The organism is Streptomyces sp. JH002, from assembly GCF_050916115.1.
Taxonomy (GTDB): Bacteria; Actinomycetota; Actinomycetes; order Streptomycetales; family Streptomycetaceae; genus Streptomyces; species Streptomyces xiamenensis.
The window spans coordinates 1431548-1448908 of sequence record NZ_CP087989.1 but is presented as its reverse complement, the minus strand read 5'-3'; the positions used below and the strand labels follow the sequence as shown (position 1 = coordinate 1448908).

Below are 17361 nucleotides of genomic sequence, written 5' to 3'. Positions count from 1 at the left end.
CGCGCGCCGTTGGCCGTACAGTCAACCCGTGGACGTTACGCAGAAACTGGATGAGATCGTCGACACGGTGCGCGGCGCCAAGAGCATGCCCATGTCGGCGTCCTGTGTGATCCATCGTGCCGACCTGCTGGCCCGGCTGGACGAGGTGCGCGAGGCCCTGCCCGGCTCCCTCGCCCAGGCCCAGGAGGTGCTGGGCGACCGGGAGGCCGTCGTCGCCGACGCCCAGCAGGAGGCCCAGCGCATCCTGCAGGCCGCGCACGCCGAGCGCGGCTCCCTCGTCGAGAGCACCGAGATCGTGCAGCGGGCCCGGGCCGAGGCCGCCCAGCTGCTGGACCGGGCCCGCCAGGAGGCCGACGAGATCAAGGCCGAGGCCGACGACTACGTCGACAGCAAGCTCGCCAACTTCGAGGTCGTCCTGGGCAAGACCATCGGCTCGGTGGAGCGCGGCCGTGACAAGCTGCTGGGCCCCGACCGGGACCCGGGCGGCGATCTGCCGCAGCAGGCGGACGCCTATGTGGAGGCGCAGTTCGCCGCGATCGAGGCGGTGCTGCGCAAGACCCTGGAGGCGGTCGGCCGCGGGCGGCGCAAGCTCACCGGGCACCGTCCCATCGACGAGCTGGCCGAGCACGTCGCGCAGCAGGACAGCGCCGGTACGGTGCCGGACGCCGGCGCGTACTACGGCCCCCGGGACACCGAGCAGGACACCTACGGCTACCTGGGCATGACCGCGCCCGGCAGCGCCGATGGCCCGGGCGGCGGCGGTGAGCCCGGCTATCCGCAGCAGCCCGCGGCGGAGCCCGCGCCGTACGCGGCCCAGGACACCGCCGCCTACGCGCGGGAGAGCGGCTACGGCGCCGGTGGCTACGGCCAGGACCCGTACGGCCCGGCCGGCGGCTACCCGGCGGACCCCTACGCCGCGGGCCAGGGCCGGCCGCAGGGCCAGGGGCAGGACGCGGCCGGCTACGGCTACCAGCAGCCCGCGCTCGGCTACCAGGGCTCGGGAACGCTGGACGAGACGAGCTTCTTCGACACCGGGATAATCGACCCCGAGCAACTGCGCCGTTACGAGCAGGAACGCCCCTGAGCTGCCCGCAGACCGCCGATTGGGAGGGGCGCCGACCGTGACGTATGCTGTCTCTTCGGCCGTACCGCATCAGTGATCACGGCTGCCCGCCGGCCCATTTCACCGGGTCGCGCCCCTCACGTCCTGTCCTGCCCCGTAGAAAGCAGAGAGCCCTGAACGCCCCCTTGGACCACCGTGCCCCGCTGGTGTTCGACACCCGCGAGCTGGGGCGGCGTCCCGGTGTGCTGAAGCGGATCACCCGCAGTGTCGCGGCCCCCCAGGGCCTGGGCATCGAGGTGATCGGAGTGCCGGAAGGCGCTCCGCTGGAGCTGGATCTTCGGCTGGAATCGGTCATGGAGGGGGTACTGGTCACCGGTACCGCCCGTGCACCGCTGGCGGGGGAGTGCGTAAGGTGTCTGGAGCCACTGGCCCAAGAGGCCGAGGCGGAGTTCCAGGAGTTGTTCTCCTACCCCGACGCCGGTGACTGGATCCGCTCCGCGGAGCCGGGCGACGACGCCGAGGACGAGGAGCGGCTCTTCCTCGAGGATGACCTGGTCAACCTCGAACCCGTACTGCGGGACGCGGTGGTGCTGTCGCTGCCACTGCAACCGGTGTGCCGCGAGGACTGCCCGGGTCTGTGCCCCGAATGCGGAGCACGGCTCGCGGAGGACCCGGAGCACCATCACGACGCTGCCGTCGACATCCGTTGGGCGGCACTGCGGGACTACACGCCCGCGGACCACAAGAAGACACCCCGCACCCGCGGGGACGATCCACAGGAGAAGTAGCCGTGGCTGTTCCTAAGCGGAAGATGTCGCGCAGCAACACGCGCCACCGCCGGTCGCAGTGGAAGGCCACTGCCCCGAACCTGGTGAGCTGCGAGCGCTGCCAGGAGCCGAGGTTGCAGCACATCGCGTGCCCCAACTGCGGCACGTACAACCGCCGTCAGGTCATCGACGTCTGATCGGCGGGTGACAGGCTCCATGTCTCACGCCCATCGGTCCAAGACCCAGGCGTCGGCGGAAGTGGCCTCGTCCCACGCGGTTCTGGAAGGGCGGCTCGGCTATCAGCTGGAGTCCGCCCTTCTGGTGCGTGCGCTGACCCATCGTTCGTACGCGTACGAGAACGGTGGTCTGCCCACCAACGAGCGTCTTGAGTTCCTCGGGGACTCGGTGCTCGGGGTGATCGTCACCGACACGCTGTACCGCACCTATCCCGAACTGGCCGAGGGGCAGCTGGCCAAGCTGCGCGCGGCCGTCGTCAATGCCAGGGCGCTCGCCGATGTGGCGCGCGGCCTGGATCTGGGCGCGTTCGTACGGCTGGGGCGGGGCGAGGAGGGGACCGGCGGCCGGAACAAGGCGTCGATCCTCGCCGACACCCTGGAAGCGGTCATCGGCGCCGTCTATCTCGACCGGGGCCTGGAGGCCGCCGACGAGATGGTGCACCGGCTGTTCGACCCGGTGATCGAGCGTTCCGCGAAGCTGGGCGCCGGTCTCGACTGGAAGACCAGCCTTCAGGAGCTGAGCGCGGCCGAGGGCCTCGGCGTTCCCGAGTACGTGATCAACGAGGCCGGGCCCGATCACGAGAAGACCTTCACCGCTGCGGCCCGCGTGGGTGGCGAGACCTACGGCACCGGCACCGGCCGCAGCAAGAAGGAAGCCGAGCAGCAGGCGGCGGAGACGGCCTGGCGGGAGATCCGCGCGGCGGCGGTACGCCGCGGCGGGGACGGCCCGGCACCGGGGCGGTCCGTTGCCTGAGCTGCCGGAGGTCGAGGTCGTACGGCGTGGCCTGGACCGCTGGGTCAGTGGCCGCGTCATCGCCACGGTCGAGACCCTGCACCCGCGCGCCGTACGCCGTCACCAGCTCGGCGCGCAGGACTTCGCCGCGCGGCTGGCCGGCGCCCGGGTGGCGGCGGTGCGGCGGCGCGGCAAGTATCTGTGGCTGCCGCTGGCGGACGGCGAGCTTGCCGTACTGGCCCATCTGGGCATGAGCGGCCAGTTGCTGATCCAGCCGGCGACGGCACCGGACGAGCGGCATCTGCGGATCAGGGTGACGTTCACCGACCCGGGCGAGGGCGAGCTGCGGTTCGTCGACCAGCGCACCTTCGGAGGCCTGTCACTGCATCCGGTGACGGCCGACGGGTTGCCGGACGTGATCGCGCACATCGCCCGCGATCCGCTGGACCCCGCCTTCGACGAGGACGCCTTCCACGCGGCGCTGCGCCGCCGGCGCACCACCGTGAAGCGGGCACTGCTCGACCAGTCGCTGATCAGCGGGGTCGGCAACATCTACGCGGACGAGGCGCTGTGGCGCACCCGGCTGCACTACGAGCGGCCCACGGCCTCGCTGACCCGGCCGCGTACGGCCGAGCTGGTCACCCACATCCGTGAGGTGATGAACGAGGCGCTCGCGCAGGGCGGCACCAGCTTCGACAGCCTGTACGTGAATGTGAACGGCGAGTCGGGGTACTTCGACCGCTCGCTGGACGCGTACGGGCGCGAGGACGAGCCGTGCCGCCGCTGCGGCACGCCCATCCGGCGCCGCCCGTGGATGAACCGCTCCAGCTACTTCTGCCCCCGCTGCCAGCGCAGGCCGACCTCGGTCCTCTGACGCACGGCGCGGGAGCCGGCCGGGGTCCGCGGCCCCGCTCAGTAGCCGAAGTTCTGCGTCCACCAGGGGCCGCCGTCGCCCAGGTGGACGCCGACTCCCAGGGTGGTGAAGTCGCAGTTGAGGATGTTGGCGCGGTGACCCTCGCTGTTCATCCACGAGTCCATGACGGCCTGCGCGTCCTGCTGGCCGCGGGCTATGTTCTCGCCGCCCATGTTCGCTATGCCGGCCGCCTGGGCGCGGTCCCAGGGGGTGCGGCCGTCGGGGTCGGTGTGGGAGAAGTAGCCGCGCTGGGCCATGTCCCGGCTGAAGTCGGTGGCCAGGGTGGCGAGCGCGGCGTCGCGGACCAGGGGCCGGCAGCCGGCCTTGGCGCGTTCCTCGTTCACCAGGCGCAGCACGGCGTCGGCCTGGGCGGAGGCGGCGTCCTGGGACGGGGAGGGCTCGGGATCGGGTGCGGGAGTGCTCTGGGTGGGCTGCGGCGCCTGCGTGGTCGGGTCGGGCTCCGCGGTCTCCGGCGTCGCCGAAGGGCTGGGCTCCTCGGCGGGGGCCTCGGAAGAGGGCTCGGCGGACGGTTCCTCGCTCTGCGGCTCGCTCTCCTCGTCCTGCGACGGGGCCGAGTCCTCGGGAGTCGCGGTGCGTCCCTGTCCGCGGCTGGCGGCCTCCTCGCGCTCCTCAGCGGCCGCGCCGCGCTCCAGGGTGGGGGAGGAGGAGGGGGAGCCGAGGATCAGCCGGTCCTCGGTGGGGCCGGGGCGGGCCTGGAGATCGTCCGAGTCCGTCAGGGTGAAGCGGTCCGCCATGCCGGGCAGCAGTCCGGAGCCGACGGCCATGGCCCCCACGGTGAGCGCGGCGGAAGCGCCCAGCAGGCCGGCGCGGGCGGGGCTCTTTCTGCGGTGCGTGCCCCGGTGTCCGTCTTCCTCGCGCGGGGCGGGAAGGGGTGTTGGGGTGTGCGCTGAGCGGCGATGGCGACCCATCGGTGGCACCGTCCTCGTCAACTCGACAACTTAAAGATCACTCGAACGAGTGGTCGTTACTGCGGCGTGACTTTACGGCATCGTGAGCGCGGCGTGGCTGCCCCGTGTGCGGATGGCCGGATAGCGTGCGTCACATGAAGGAACCCACACCCCACGAAAACGACCCGTCCCAGCCCGTCCGGATGACGGCATGGGTGCGCGGCCACGTGCAGGGAGTGGGCTTTCGCTGGTACACCCGGGCGCAGGCGCTCGCCATCGGTGAGCTGCGCGGATTCGCCTCGAACCTCGCCGACGGCCGGGTCCAGATCGTGGCCGAGGGGCCCCGGGAACGCTGCGAGCGACTGCTGGAGTGGGCCAGGGCCGGCGACACGCCCGGCAGGGTGGACGGCGTCACCGAGATTTGGGACACACCCCGGGACCGTTACCCCGACTTCGCCATCCGCTGATCGGGTGATCGACACGAAGCGGGTCCGGTGCCGGAAAGTGGTTGCCAACCCCGCCCCCACGTGCAAGGCTGCCAACCGATCACCGGTCGGTGTACGCGTCGGCGCCCCGTGCGAGCGCCCCGCCCCCCGGCGGTGTCCGGTCTTCGTGGGCCCGGCACCCCCGGCGATACGCGGTGTGATCGTGTTGACCGTCCCACTTTTTGGTGAGACTCTGAAATCCCCGCGCATCTCAGCTATGTGGCCTTGAGAACAGGGTGTCGAACACCCACCGCGGGCGTTATCCCTCACGACCTACCACGGCTTCGGTCGGTCACTCAGTGTGGAGGACCATCCATCATGGCAAAGGCGCTTCTCGGTCACATCGGTGGCTCGGACCCCCGTGTCCTTGCCGAGATGCGACGGCTTCAGCAGCGCGTACAGGACCTGGAGACGCAGCTTCTGCGGGTACAGGCGGAGAACGACGCGCTGGCCGCCGCCACTCGGCACAGCGACCCGGTGCTCGACGGCATCGATGTGCACAAGGCGGAGCCCGCTCTGACCTGACCTCAAGGATGAGGGCAGGGCACCACGGCTCACTCACCGCCTGCGGATCATGCGAGGGACGCTTCGGCGTCCCTTCGTCATGTGCGGACCACTTCTGCTGTTCTGCTCTGTACCCGGCCGCCTCCCGGCCGGCCTACGGACCGCGTTGGCTCAACTACTGATGTGCCCCCCATCCCCCGCGTCGAAACGGCCAATCAGGTAAGGCCGGGGAGTAAAGTCCGACGGCGTGCACCTCAAGAGCCTGACCCTGCGCGGCTTCAAGTCCTTCGCCTCGGCCACCACGCTGCGCTTCGAACCCGGCATCACCTGTGTGGTGGGTCCCAACGGGTCGGGCAAGTCCAACGTGGTGGACGCGCTGACCTGGGTCATGGGCGAACAGGGCGCCAAATCCCTGCGCGGCGGGAAGATGGAGGACGTCATCTTCGCCGGGACCACCGGCCGCCCGCCGCTGGGCCGCGCCGAGGTCTCCCTCACCATCGACAACGCCGACGGCGCGCTGCCCATCGACTACGCCGAAGTCACGATCAACCGCATCATGTTCCGCAACGGCGGCAGCGAGTACCAGATCAACGGCGACACCTGCCGCCTGCTGGACGTCCAGGACCTGCTCTCCGACTCCGGCATCGGCCGCGAGATGCACGTCATCGTCGGGCAGGGGCAACTCGACTCCGTACTGCACGCCGACCCCGCCGGACGCCGCGCCTTCATCGAGGAGGCGGCCGGCGTCCTCAAGCACCGCAAGCGCAAGGAGAAGGCCCTGCGCAAGCTCGACGCGATGCAGGCCAACTTCGCCCGGGTCCAGGACCTCACCGACGAACTGCGCCGCCAGCTCAAACCACTGGGCCGGCAGGCCGCCGTCGCACGTCGCGCGGCCGTGATCCAGGCCGACCTGCGCGACGCCCGGCTGCGACTGCTGGCCGACGAACTCACGACGCAGCGCCGCGCGCTGGCTGCCGAGATCGCGGACGAGAGCGCCCTGAAGGAGCGCAAGGAGACGGCGGAGCAGCGGCTGCGGGAGGCGGCGCGGGCCGAGACCGCGCTGGAGGAGGAAGTGAGAGCCCTCACGCCGCGGCTCCAGGGCGCCCAGCAGACCTGGTACGAACTCTCCCAGCTGGCCGAGCGCGTACGCGGCACCCGGTCCCTGGCCCAGGCCCGGATCGCCAGCGCGGGGAGCGGGCAGCCGGAGGAACGCCGTGGCCGCGACCCGGAGGACATGGCGCGCGAGGCGGCACGGATCAGGGAACAGGAAGCCGAACTCGAAGCCGCCCTGGAGGCCGCGGGGCGTGCCCTGGAGGACACCGTCGAGCACCGCGCGGGGCTGGAAAGGGAGCTGGCAGCCGAGGAACGCCGCCTGCGTGACGCCGCCCGCGCCGTCGCCGACCGCCGCGAGGGGCTGGCCCGGCTGCACGGGCAGGCCGCCGCCGCGCGCAGCAGGGCCGCCGCCGCCCAGGCGGAGATCGACCGGCTCACCGCCGCGCACGAGGACGCGACGCTCCGCGCGGAGAGCGCGCGGAACGAACACCGGACACTCGGCGACGAAGTGGCGGGGAGGGACGCCGGGGACGGTGAACTGGCCGCCGAGCACGAGCGCGCAGGGGAACGCCTCGCCGCGGCGGACGCCGCCCTGAGCGCGGCGAGGGACGCCCTGACCCTCGCCGAACGCGAACGCGCCGCCCTCGACGCCCGCCACGAAGCGCTCTCCCTCGGACTGCGCCGCAAGGACGGCTCCGGCGCGCTGCTGGCGGCGGCGGACACCCTTGGCGGAGTCCTGGGCCCCGCCGCGGAACTGCTCACCGTCACCCCCGGCTACGAAGTGCCGGTCGCCGCCGCTCTCGGCGCCGCCGCCGACGCCATCGCGGTGGACGGACCCGGCACGGCGGTCGAGGCGCTGAAACTGCTCCGCACCACCAACGCCGGGCGCGCCGCCCTCCTGGTCACGACGCCGAAGGCCGTGCCCGCGGCGCGGGCCCCACGGCCCATCGAAGACGCCGGCGGGGAGCACGGAGACTCCGCCGCCGCGCGGCCCGGGGACCTGGCCGGACAACACCCCGGCCCCACCGCGGGCGGCCTCCGGGCTCCTGGCGGTCCGGCCGGCCCGCCCCGCGCCGCCCCGCGACACCCCACCGTCGGAGCCCCTGCCGGTGAGGCATCGAGGACATCGGCCCCGCACCCCATGGAGTCGGGTGAACGGCACCCCGTGGGTGAGCGGGAGCAACCCCCGGCCGGCCGGGTCGCGGGCGGCCCGCCCACCGCACCCACCGCCGCCGGGCCCGCCGGAGGACCGGAGCGCCCCGGGGGCGGACAGGGGCCGGGCGGCGCCGAGCGTGCCGTCGCGGCCGGTGCCGGGCCGACCGGGGGGCCGGCCGTCCGGGCCGCCCTCGCCGAGGACCAGGCGCGGCGCGACCACGCCCCCGGGCAGCCGCGCGGCGGGGCGCTGCCCACCGCCCGCTCCGGCGCAGGCCCCGGCCCCGGCACACCCCCGGCCCGGGCTGTCGAAGGAACGGATCCCACCGCCCGCCGCGCCGCAGCCGATCTCGTGGACGGGCCCGAGGACATCCTCGCCACCGTCCGTTGGCTGCTGCGCGACACCGTCGTGGTCGCCGGCCTCGACGACGCGGCGGACCTGCTGGCCGGGGCCGGCGAACTCACGGCCGTCACCGCCGGGGGCGATGTGCTCAGCCGCGGTCTCGCCCAGGGAGGTTCGGCCACCGCCCCCAGCCTGCTGGAGGTCCAGGCGTCGGTGGACGAGACCGCCGCCCGGCTGCGGGAGCTGGAGACCCACTGCGAGGAACTGACCCGGGCCCGCACGGCGGCCGAGGCCGAACGCCGGGAGCGGGCGGCGGAAGCCGAGGACCTGCGCCGCCGCCTGACCACCGCCGAGCGCGAACGGTCCCGCGTCGGCCAGGACCTGGGCCGGCTGGCCGGCGCCGCCCGCGCCGCCGCGGGCGAGGCCGAGCGCTCCGCCGCCGCCGTGGCCCGCGCCCGCGAGGCCCTGGAGAGCGCGACCGCGCAGGCCGAGGAACTGGCCGAACGGCTGGCCGTCCGCGAGGACGCGGCGCAGGACGACGAGGACCCCGACACCACCGCGCGCGACCGGCTGGCCGCCGACGGCGCCAACGCCCGGCAGACCGAGATGGAGGCCCGGCTCCAGGTCCGCACCCACGAGGAGCGTGTCAAGGCGCTGGCCGGCCGGGCGGACGCCCTGGACCGCGGCGCCCGCGCCGAACGCGAGGCCAGGGCCCGCGCCGAGCAGCGGCGCGCCCGGCTGCGCCACGAGGTGGCCGTCGCCACCGCGGTGGCCGACGGCGCCGCCCAGCTGCTCGCCCACGTCGAGGCGTCGCTCACCCGCGCCGAGCAGGACCGTGCCGCCGCCGAGACGGCTCGCGCGGCCAAGGAGAGCGCTCTGTCCACCGCCCGCGCCGCCGGGCGCGAACTGAAGGCGGAACTCGACAAGCTCACCGACTCCGTACACCGGGGCGAGGTCCTCGGCGCGGAGAAGCGGCTGCGGATCCGCCAGCTGGAAGAACGGTCGCTGGAGGAACTGGGCGTCGAACCCGAGGCGCTGCTCGCGGAGTACGGTCCGGATCAGCCGGTGCCGCCCTCCCCGCCCGCCGAGGGCGAGACGCTGCCGGACGATCCCGCGCATCCGCGCAACCAGCCGCGCCCCTTCCAGCGCGGGGAGCAGGAGAAGCGCCTCAAGGCTGCCGAGCGCGCGTACAAGCAGCTGGGCAAGGTCAATCCGCTGGCGCTGGAGGAGTTCGCGGCGCTGGAGGAGCGGCACCAGTTCCTCAGCGAGCAGCTGGAGGACCTGAAGAAGACCAGGACCGAGTTGCTGGGGCTGATCAAGGAGGTCGACGAGCGCGTCGAGCAGGTGTTCACGGACGCGTTCCACGACACGGCCCGGGAGTTCGAGGGGGTCTTCTCGCGACTGTTCCCCGGCGGCGACGGCAGGCTCGTCCTCACCGATCCCGCCGACATGCTGTCCACCGGCGTGGAGGTGGAGGCCAGGCCGCCGGGCAAGAAGGTGAAGCGGCTGTCCCTGCTGTCCGGCGGTGAGCGTTCGCTGACTGCGGTGGCGCTACTGGTGTCGATCTTCAAGGCGCGCCCCAGCCCCTTCTACGTGATGGACGAGGTGGAGGCGGCGCTGGACGACACGAACCTCCAGCGGCTGATCCGCATCATGCGGGAGCTGCGGGACAGCTCTCAGCTGATCGTGATCACTCACCAGAAACGGACCATGGAGGTCGCCGACGCGCTGTACGGCGTGTCGATGCAGGGCGACGGCGTCTCGAAGGTGATCAGCCAGCGCCTGGGCTGACCTGCGGCGGGTCTCCCCGGGTGGTGGGATCGGCGCGAGTGTGCGGGACTTGATGGCGACAGTGTCGTTCGTGGCCGACGGCGCGGGTGCCGTCGGCCCGCTCCGGAAAGACGTGCCGTGACCAGTACCGCCTCGGCGGAACACCAGGCCCGCCAGGGCCGGCCGCCGCATCTGACCTTCGTCGTCTTCATCGCCGCCACTGCCGCGATGGGCGGCTTTCTCTTCGGCTACGACTCCGCCGTCATCAACGGCGCGGTGGAGGGCATCAGAGGCAGATTCGGGGTCGCCTCCGGAACGCTGGGCACGGTCGTCGCCATCGCGCTGCTTGGCGCGGCACTCGGCGCGATGATCGCGGGTCGGCTGGCGGACCGGATCGGCCGGATCAAAGTGATGCAGTTGGCCGCGGTGCTGTTCTTCATCAGCGGTCTCGGTTCGATGCTGCCGTTCGCGGTCTGGGACCTGGCGTTGTGGCGGGTCGTGGGCGGGGTCGCGATCGGGATGGCCTCGGTGATCGCGCCGGCCTACATCGCCGAGGTCTCCCCGGCGGAGTACCGCGGCCGGCTGGCCTCGTTCCAGCAGGGCGCGATCGTGCTGGGTATCGCGGTCTCCCAGCTGGTGAACTGGGGCGTGGTCACCCTCGCGAACGGTGATCAGCGCGGCCGGCTGCTGGGGCTGGAGGCGTGGCAGATCATGCTGGGCATCGAGGTGCTGCCGGCGCTGGCGTACGGGCTGCTGTCGCTGCGCATCCCGGAGTCGCCGCGCTATCTGATCCTGCGCGGGCGCCACGCCGAGGCCACCCGTGTGCTCGCCGACGTGGAGGCCCAAGGCACCGATCTGAAGGCCCGGGTCGCCGAGATCACCGCCGGGATCCACGGTGAGCACAAGTCCGGCTGGCGGGACCTGCTCGGTGGCCGGGCCGGGCTGCTGCCGATCGTCTGGATCGGCATCGGGCTGTCCCTCTTCCAGCAACTGGTGGGCATCAATGTGATCTTCTACTACTCGAACTCACTGTGGCAGTCGGTCGGCGTCAACCCCGACGCCTCGTTCTTCTACTCCTTCACCACTTCCATCATCAACATCGCCGGCACCGTGATCGCGATGCTCTTCGTGGACCGGGTCGGCCGCAAACCGCTGGCGCTCGTCGGCTCGGTGGGGATGGCGGTGTCGCTGGGTGTGGCGGCGTGGGCGTTCTCCTTCCGCACCGGCAGCGGGGACGCCATCCACATGCCGCACGTCCAGGGCACGGCGGCGCTGATCGCGGCGCACGGCTTCGTGCTCTTCTTCGCCCTGTCGTGGGGTGTGGTGGTGTGGGTGCTGCTGGGCGAGATGTTCCCCGGGCGGGTACGGGCCGCCGCGCTCGGCGTGGCGGCGTCCGCGCAGTGGGTCGCCAACTTCGCCGTCAGCCAGAGTTTCCCCTCGCTCTCGGACTGGAACCTGTCCGGTGCGTACGTCATGTACACGGTCTTCGCCCTGCTCTCGATCCCCTTCGTGTGGCTGTGCGTCCCGGAGACGAAGGGGAAGACTCTGGAGGAGATGGGCTGAGTCCCGCGCCGGTGGCGGGGGCCATCCGCGATACTGAGTCGCGTTATGGAAACCGTGATTCTCGTCGTAGTCATCGCTCTGGTCGCCATCGCCGCGATCTCGGGGCTGGTCGTCGGCAGTCGCCGCAAGAAGGCGCTGCCCCGGACGAAGGAGGAAGGCACCGACACCGGGACCGGCACCGGTGGCGCCACAGGCACAGGCACCGCGCCGCCCACCGAGCCGCAACTGGGCGACGAGGCGGAGCCCGCGACGACCGAGGAGGCCCGGCACACGGTCGAGGACGTGGTGCTGCCGCCCGTCGCCCCTCCGCCCCCCGCGCCGCCGCTGGAGACCCCCGAGCCCACCGCCGGCCGCCTCGTACGGCTGCGGGCCCGGCTCTCACGTTCGCAATCGGCGCTCGGTCAGGGGCTGCTCAGCCTGCTCTCCCGGGAGCGGCTGGACGAGGAGACCTGGGAGGAGATCGAGGACACCCTGCTCTCCGCGGACGTCGGCGTGACGCCCACCCAGGAGTTGGTGGAACGGCTGCGGGAGCGCGTGCGGGTGCTGGGCACCCGCACCCCCGAGGAACTGCGCGCGCTGCTGCGCGAGGAACTGCTCGCGGTCATCGGTCCCGACCTGGACCGCGCGGTGCACACCGAGGGCGGCGTCTCGGTGGAGGGCGAGGAGCGCCCCGCCGTGGTGCTGGTCGTGGGGGTCAACGGCACCGGCAAGACCACCACCACCGGCAAGCTCGCCCGGGTGCTGGTCGCGGACGGCAAGTCGGTGGTGCTCGGCGCCGCCGACACCTTCCGTGCCGCGGCCGCCGAGCAGCTGGGCACCTGGGGCGAGCGGGTGGGCGCCCGCACGGTGCGCGGCCCGGAGGGCGGTGACCCCGCCTCGGTGGCGTTCGACGCCGTCAAGGAGGGGATCGCGGAGGGCGCCGACGTGGTGCTGGTGGACACCGCGGGCCGGCTGCACACCAAGACCGGCCTCATGGACGAGCTGGGCAAGGTGAAGCGGGTGGTGGAGAAGCAGGGCCCGGTCAACGAGGTGCTGCTGGTCCTGGACGCCACCACCGGCCAGAACGGCCTGGTGCAGGCGCGGGTTTTCTCCGAGGTCGTCGACATCACCGGGATTGCGCTGACCAAGCTGGACGGGACCGCCAAGGGCGGCATCGTGATCGCCGTGCAGCGGGAGCTGGGGGTGCCGGTGAAGCTGGTGGGGCTGGGGGAGGGAGCGGACGATCTGGCGCCGTTCGAGCCCGAGGCGTTCGTCGACGCGCTGATCGGCTGAAGGACCTGCATCTCGCGGGCCGGCGCCAGGCCGGAGCCGGCGACCGGGGACGGGCCGGCCCGCCGGGCCCGCCCCGCCCCGGGTGGTGGGTCAGCCGGCGGCGCGGTGGCACACGTACGCCAGCGCGCCGATCAGCAGCCGGGCCGGTGGTGGTGCGGAGCTCTCCAGATTCGGCGGGCGCAGCCAGCGCACCGGGCCCAGCCCGCCGTGCTCACACGGCGGCGCCGTGATGTGCCCCCCGGGTCCCAGACAGCGCAGCTGGGGCAGGGCGTCGTCCCAGCCCATCCGGTACAGCAGGTGGGGGAGCTCGGCGGCGGCGCCGGGCGCGACGAAGAACCACACGCGACCGTGCGGCGCCTCGGCGACCGGCCCCAGCGGCAGCCCGATGCGTTCCAGACGCAGCAGGGCACGACGGCCGGGTCCGCGCGGCACCTCGATGACGTCGAAGTCGCGTCCGGTGGGCAGCAGGGCGGTGGCGCCGGGGGTACGGTCCCAGTCGGCCATGGCCTGGCGCAGTGAGCTGCCCGCCGCGATGGTGAGGCCGGCGCTGAGCGGATGGGCGCCCGGGGAGGCGCAGTCGGCGCGTCCGCAGGAGCACTCGGGGCGCCCGGGACCGGGCCCGCGCCGCACGGCGCGCGCACCCGGCGTTACGTCCCAACCCCACAGGCCGGTGTACTCGGCGACCGCCATCCGGACCGGGTTCCGGACCAGCCGGCGCGGCAACCTGGCCGTCAGCCGCAGCTCCCGGATCTCCCGCAGTCCGTCGATCGTGAAGCCCATGCACTCTCCAACGGGTCGGGTATACGGATAGTTACGATCGTCGGGCTGAGACCGGGGGGAGCACGTTCTGCGCAGCGCGCGCCCCCGCTGTGCTTCCTTCCGCCCGAGGCCGTGCATCCCCCGTATCAGTGAAGCGCGCACGCTGGGCAATAGGTTCAATCGGAGGGGTGGCGAATGGTGGCGATTACCCGCTGCACCTCCAGCGCGTCGGTGATCATAGGATTACTTTCGGTAGATTCATAGACGGGATGTCAGCAGACGGCGCGTCAGATCGGTACGGCGAGGCGACGGCCATCGGCCCGCGCGGCACGCGGGCCGGAATGGGGGCGTAACTGTGGGCACTGACGGCGGCACCTCCGAGAAGGTTCCCAACGAACGGCTCATGTCCTGGTTCCAGCGCAGCGGCTGGTCCAAGGGCGAATTGGCCCGCCAGGTCAACCGCCGGGCCAGGGAGCTGGGCGCCCACCACATCAGCACCGACACCTCGCGGGTGCGCCGCTGGCTGGACGGCGAACAACCGCGCGAACCGATACCGCGGATCCTGTCGGAGCTGTTCTCCGAGCGGTTCGGCTGCGTGGTCGGCATCGAGGACCTGGGGCTGCGCTCCGCCCGCCAGTCCGCCGCCGTCTCCGGCATCGACCTGCCCTGGGCCGGCCCGCAGACGGTGGCGTTGATCAACGAGTTCTCCCGCAGTGACCTGATGCTGGGCCGGCGCGGCTTCCTGGGCACCTCGCTGTCGATGTCGGCGGGCCCCGCGCTGATAGAGCCCATGCAGCGCTGGCTGGTGCCCACCTCCGCCGAAGCACCCGCCCCCGGGGCCCCGGGCGGCGGCGCCCGGATCATCGCGCTGCCCGCGCCCGCCGGCCCCGATGGGCGGCGCGGAAATCTGTCGGTGCCCGAGCTGGAACAGCTGGAGGCCACCACCGCCGAATTCCGGGCCTGGGACGCGCAGTGCGGCGGCGGACTGCGCCGCAAGGCGGTCGTCGGCCAGTTGCACGAGGTCACGGACCTGCTCCAGGAGCCCCACCCCGAGCCGGTGCGCAGGCGGTTGTTCCGCATCACCGCCGAGCTGTCCGAGCTGGCCGGCTGGATGAGCTACGACATCGGACTGCAACCCACCGCGCAGAAGTACTTCGTCCTCGCGCTGCACGCCGCCAAGGAGTCGGGGGACCGGCCGCTGGGAGCGTTCATCCTGTCCCAGATGAGCCGGCAGATGATCCATCTGGGCCGGGCCGAGGACGCCCTGGAGCTCATCCACCTCGCGCAGTACGGCAGCCGTGAGGGAGCCACCGCCCGTACCCAGGCGATGCTCTACGCGATCGAGGCGCGCGCCTACGCCACCATGGGGGCCCCGCCCAAGTGCCATCGGGCGGCGCGCGCCGCGGAGGAGACGTTCGCGGAGGCGGGCCGGGCCGACCAGGACCCGCCGTGGATCCGCTTCTTCTCCGAGGCCGAACTGAAGTCGGAGAACGCCCACTCCTACCGCGATCTCGCCTATGTCGCCGGACGCAGCCCCACTTATGTCTCGCTGGCCCGCCCGGAGATGGAGCGCGCGGTGCAGTTGTTCGCGGCGGAGTGCGAGGGCAAGGAGAACGGCGGCCACCAGCGGTCGTATGCACTCAACCTGATCGGCATGGCTTCCGTGCACTTGCTGGAGCGGGAGCCGGAGGCCGCCGCGGAGCGGGCCGAGCAGGCCATCGCGCTGGCCCGGCGGCTGCGTTCGGAGCGGGTCAACACCCGGCTGCGCAAGACCTCGGCCAATGCCCTGCGGGACTTCGGCGAGGTGTCCGCCGTGCGCGGTCTGACCGAGCGGCTGACCACGGAACTCCCGGAAAACGAGGTGGTACGGGCCTGCTGAGCGCGCCCGTCGCCCTCTCCACATCCCCGGCCGCGGTGGCCGGCCCGGAGCACCCGACCCGGCATTCCCGCCAGGTCCTCTCCGGGTCGGCCCGCCGCGGCCGGTTCCCTGTCCGCACTCCGGGAGGACAGTGCGGCACACCGTAGTACGGGCGTGGTGACGGTCAGGTCCATTTCATCTCTGCTTAACATGCGGCTACTCATCGTCACCCCTGCGAAACATGGGCGGCCATCACCGGAAACGGCCCTCCGAGAGCCTGTGGCGCATCCTGACCCGCCCAAGATCCTGCCCGCACGGGTCGTCATTCTGAGGAGACGTTCACGTTGGAAGCAGCAGATATCGCTTTTGTGGTGATCTGTGCCGCTATGGTCATGCTGATGACCCCCGGCCTCGCCTTCTTCTACGGAGGCATGATCCGTGTCAAGAGCGCCTTGAACATGCTCATGATGTGCTTCATCGCCACCGGCATCTCCAGCGTGCTGTGGGTGCTCTACGGCTTCTCCATCGCCTTCGGTGACAGCGTCAACGGCGAGGGCGGCGGCATCATCGGCAACCTGGACTTCATCGGCTTCAAGGGAATGCTCGGTGTCGAGGGCTCCGAGACCCTCCTCACCTTCGCCGTGTTCCAGCTGATGTTCGCCGTCCTCACCCCGGCCCTGATCAGCGGTGCCCTGGCCGAGCGCGTCAAGTTCAGCGCCTGGGCCGTCTTCATCGCGCTGTGGGTCTCCATCGTCTACTTCCCCGTCGCGCACTGGGTCTGGGGCGACAACGGCTGGATCGGCGGCCTGGAGATCGACGGGCGCGAGGTCATCGACTTCGCCGGTGGTACCGCGGTCCACATCAACGCCGGCGTCGCGGCCCTCGCCGCCGTCCTGGTGATCGGCAAGCGCGTCGGGTTCAAGAAGGACCCGATGCGTCCGCACAACCTGCCCATGGTCATGCTCGGCGCCGCCCTGCTGTGGTTCGGCTGGTTCGGCTTCAACGCCGGCTCGGAGCTGGCCGCCAACGGCACCACCGCCCTGATGGCCCTCAACACCATGGTCGCCACCGGCACCGCCGTCCTGGGCTGGCTGGCCTACGAGCGCATCCGGCACGGCGCGTACACCACGCTCGGCGCCGCGTCCGGCGCGATCGCCGGCCTGGTCGCCATCACCCCCTCCGGCGCCAACGTCAACCCGATGGGCGCCCTGCTCATCGGCCTGGTCGCCGGCGCGGTGTGCGCCTGGGCCGTCAGCCTCAAGTACAAGCTGGGCTTCGACGACTCCCTCGACGTGGTCGGCGTCCACCTCTTCGGCGGCATCATCGGCACCCTGATGGTCGGCTTCCTGGCCATCGACGGTGCCGGCGGCTTCGCCCAGTTCGCCCTCCAGGCCATCGCCGCTGCCGCGGTCATGGCGTACTCCTTCGTCGTCACCTGGATCCTGGCCAAGATCATCGACTCCACCATGGGCTTCCGAGCCACCGAGGACGACGAGACCGCCGGGCTCGACCAGGTCTACCACGCGGAGACCGGGTACGACTTCAGCCAGACCGGCACCGGTTCGGTGTCCGTGGCCAGCAGCGTTCCGGCGACCGCCCAGACGGCCTCCGGTGAGAAGAAGGTGGACGCATGAAGCTCATCACCGCGGTGATCAAGCCGCACCGTCTCGACGAGGTCAAGTCGGCCCTCCAGGCCTTCGGCGTGCACGGCATGACCGTCACCGAGGCCAGTGGCTACGGCCGGCAGCGCGGACACACCGAGGTCTACCGGGGTGCCGAGTACACCGTCGACCTCGTCCCCAAGATCCGCCTGGAGATCCTCGCCGAGGACGACGACGCCGAGCAGCTGATCGACGTCGTGGTCAAGGCCGCCCGCACCGGCAAGATCGGTGACGGAAAGGTCTGGAGCGTCCCGGTGGAGACGACCGTACGGGTCCGCACCGGCGACCGCGGCCCCGACGCCCTGTGACACCGGGCACCGC

15 protein-coding genes are annotated in these 17361 nt (G+C 72.1%); 13 read left to right on the top strand and 2 right to left on the bottom strand.

All coding sequences use genetic code 11. The features are described from left to right. Positions 1-28: 28 nt before the first annotated feature. The 5 genes from H7827_RS06075 to mutM all read left to right on the top strand — a co-directional run bounded on the left by H7827_RS06075 (position 29) and on the right by mutM (position 3673). The gene (locus H7827_RS06075) at positions 29-1084 is read left to right on the top strand and encodes an ATP synthase F0 subunit B (protein WP_432743251.1); all 1056 of its coding nucleotides are present in this window, start codon (positions 29-31) and stop codon (positions 1082-1084) included. 164 nt (positions 1085-1248) lie between these two features. After that, a complete protein-coding gene (locus H7827_RS06070; protein ID WP_107047091.1) occupies positions 1249-1851 on the top strand; it encodes a YceD family protein in 603 nt (200 codons plus the stop codon). Positions 1852-1853: 2 nt separating this feature from the next. Next, the gene (gene rpmF, locus H7827_RS06065) at positions 1854-2027 is read left to right on the top strand and encodes a 50S ribosomal protein L32 (protein WP_030738386.1); all 174 of its coding nucleotides are present in this window, start codon (positions 1854-1856) and stop codon (positions 2025-2027) included. Positions 2028-2046: 19 nt separating this feature from the next. Next, entirely contained in the window at positions 2047-2820 is a 774-nt protein-coding gene (gene rnc, locus H7827_RS06060) for a ribonuclease III (RefSeq protein ID WP_043178752.1), read from the top strand. Beyond that, the gene (gene mutM, locus H7827_RS06055) at positions 2813-3673 is read left to right on the top strand and encodes a bifunctional DNA-formamidopyrimidine glycosylase/DNA-(apurinic or apyrimidinic site) lyase (RefSeq protein ID WP_432743248.1); all 861 of its coding nucleotides are present in this window, start codon (positions 2813-2815) and stop codon (positions 3671-3673) included. Before rnc ends, mutM begins: the two co-directional genes overlap by 8 nt. Positions 3674-3711: 38 nt before the next feature. Here mutM and H7827_RS06050 read toward each other — a convergent pair whose 3' ends face one another. After that, on the bottom strand, positions 3712-4641 hold the full coding sequence (locus H7827_RS06050) for a CAP domain-containing protein (protein ID WP_432743246.1): 930 nt from the start codon (positions 4639-4641) through the stop codon (positions 3712-3714). A gap of 134 nt (positions 4642-4775) precedes the next feature. On the opposite strand from H7827_RS06050, the gene H7827_RS06045 reads away from it, so the two are divergent. From H7827_RS06045 to ftsY, 5 genes are all read left to right on the top strand, one after another. Further along, positions 4776-5087: an acylphosphatase gene (locus H7827_RS06045; RefSeq protein WP_200363848.1), complete on the top strand. Its 312-nt coding sequence runs from the start codon at positions 4776-4778 to the stop codon at positions 5085-5087. Positions 5088-5423: 336 nt separating this feature from the next. After that, the gene (locus H7827_RS06040; protein WP_019435509.1) at positions 5424-5630 is read left to right on the top strand and encodes a hypothetical protein; all 207 of its coding nucleotides are present in this window, start codon (positions 5424-5426) and stop codon (positions 5628-5630) included. A 226-nt stretch (positions 5631-5856) separates the two neighbouring features. Continuing rightward, a complete protein-coding gene (locus H7827_RS06035; protein WP_432743243.1) occupies positions 5857-9948 on the top strand; it encodes an AAA family ATPase in 4092 nt (1363 codons plus the stop codon). A 117-nt stretch (positions 9949-10065) separates the two neighbouring features. Then, a complete protein-coding gene (locus tag H7827_RS06030; RefSeq protein WP_432743241.1) occupies positions 10066-11490 on the top strand; it encodes a sugar porter family MFS transporter in 1425 nt (474 codons plus the stop codon). Positions 11491-11535: 45 nt separating this feature from the next. Beyond that, positions 11536-12762 (top strand): signal recognition particle-docking protein FtsY, encoded by a 1227-nt coding sequence (ftsY, locus tag H7827_RS06025; protein WP_432743239.1) that lies wholly within the window; start codon positions 11536-11538, stop codon positions 12760-12762. 90 nt (positions 12763-12852) lie between these two features. Here the strand turns inward: ftsY and H7827_RS06020 are convergent, their stop codons facing one another. Next, complete coding sequence (locus H7827_RS06020; protein ID WP_432743237.1) at positions 12853-13542, bottom strand: bifunctional DNA primase/polymerase; 690 nt, start codon at positions 13540-13542, stop codon at positions 12853-12855. Positions 13543-13924: 382 nt separating this feature from the next. Between H7827_RS06020 and nsdA the strand changes: the two genes are divergently transcribed. From nsdA to H7827_RS06005, 3 genes are all read left to right on the top strand, one after another. Continuing rightward, the gene (nsdA, locus tag H7827_RS06015) at positions 13925-15400 is read left to right on the top strand and encodes a transcriptional repressor NsdA (protein ID WP_432747943.1); all 1476 of its coding nucleotides are present in this window, start codon (positions 13925-13927) and stop codon (positions 15398-15400) included. A 323-nt stretch (positions 15401-15723) separates the two neighbouring features. Continuing rightward, positions 15724-17013 carry an ammonium transporter gene (locus H7827_RS06010; protein WP_432743235.1) on the top strand — a complete coding sequence of 430 codons (1290 nt, stop codon included), beginning with the start codon at positions 15724-15726 and terminating at the stop codon, positions 17011-17013. Then, positions 17010-17348 (top strand): P-II family nitrogen regulator, encoded by a 339-nt coding sequence (locus H7827_RS06005; protein WP_030738355.1) that lies wholly within the window; start codon positions 17010-17012, stop codon positions 17346-17348. The genes H7827_RS06010 and H7827_RS06005 overlap by 4 nt, the downstream gene beginning before the upstream one ends. Positions 17349-17361 lie beyond the last annotated feature (13 nt).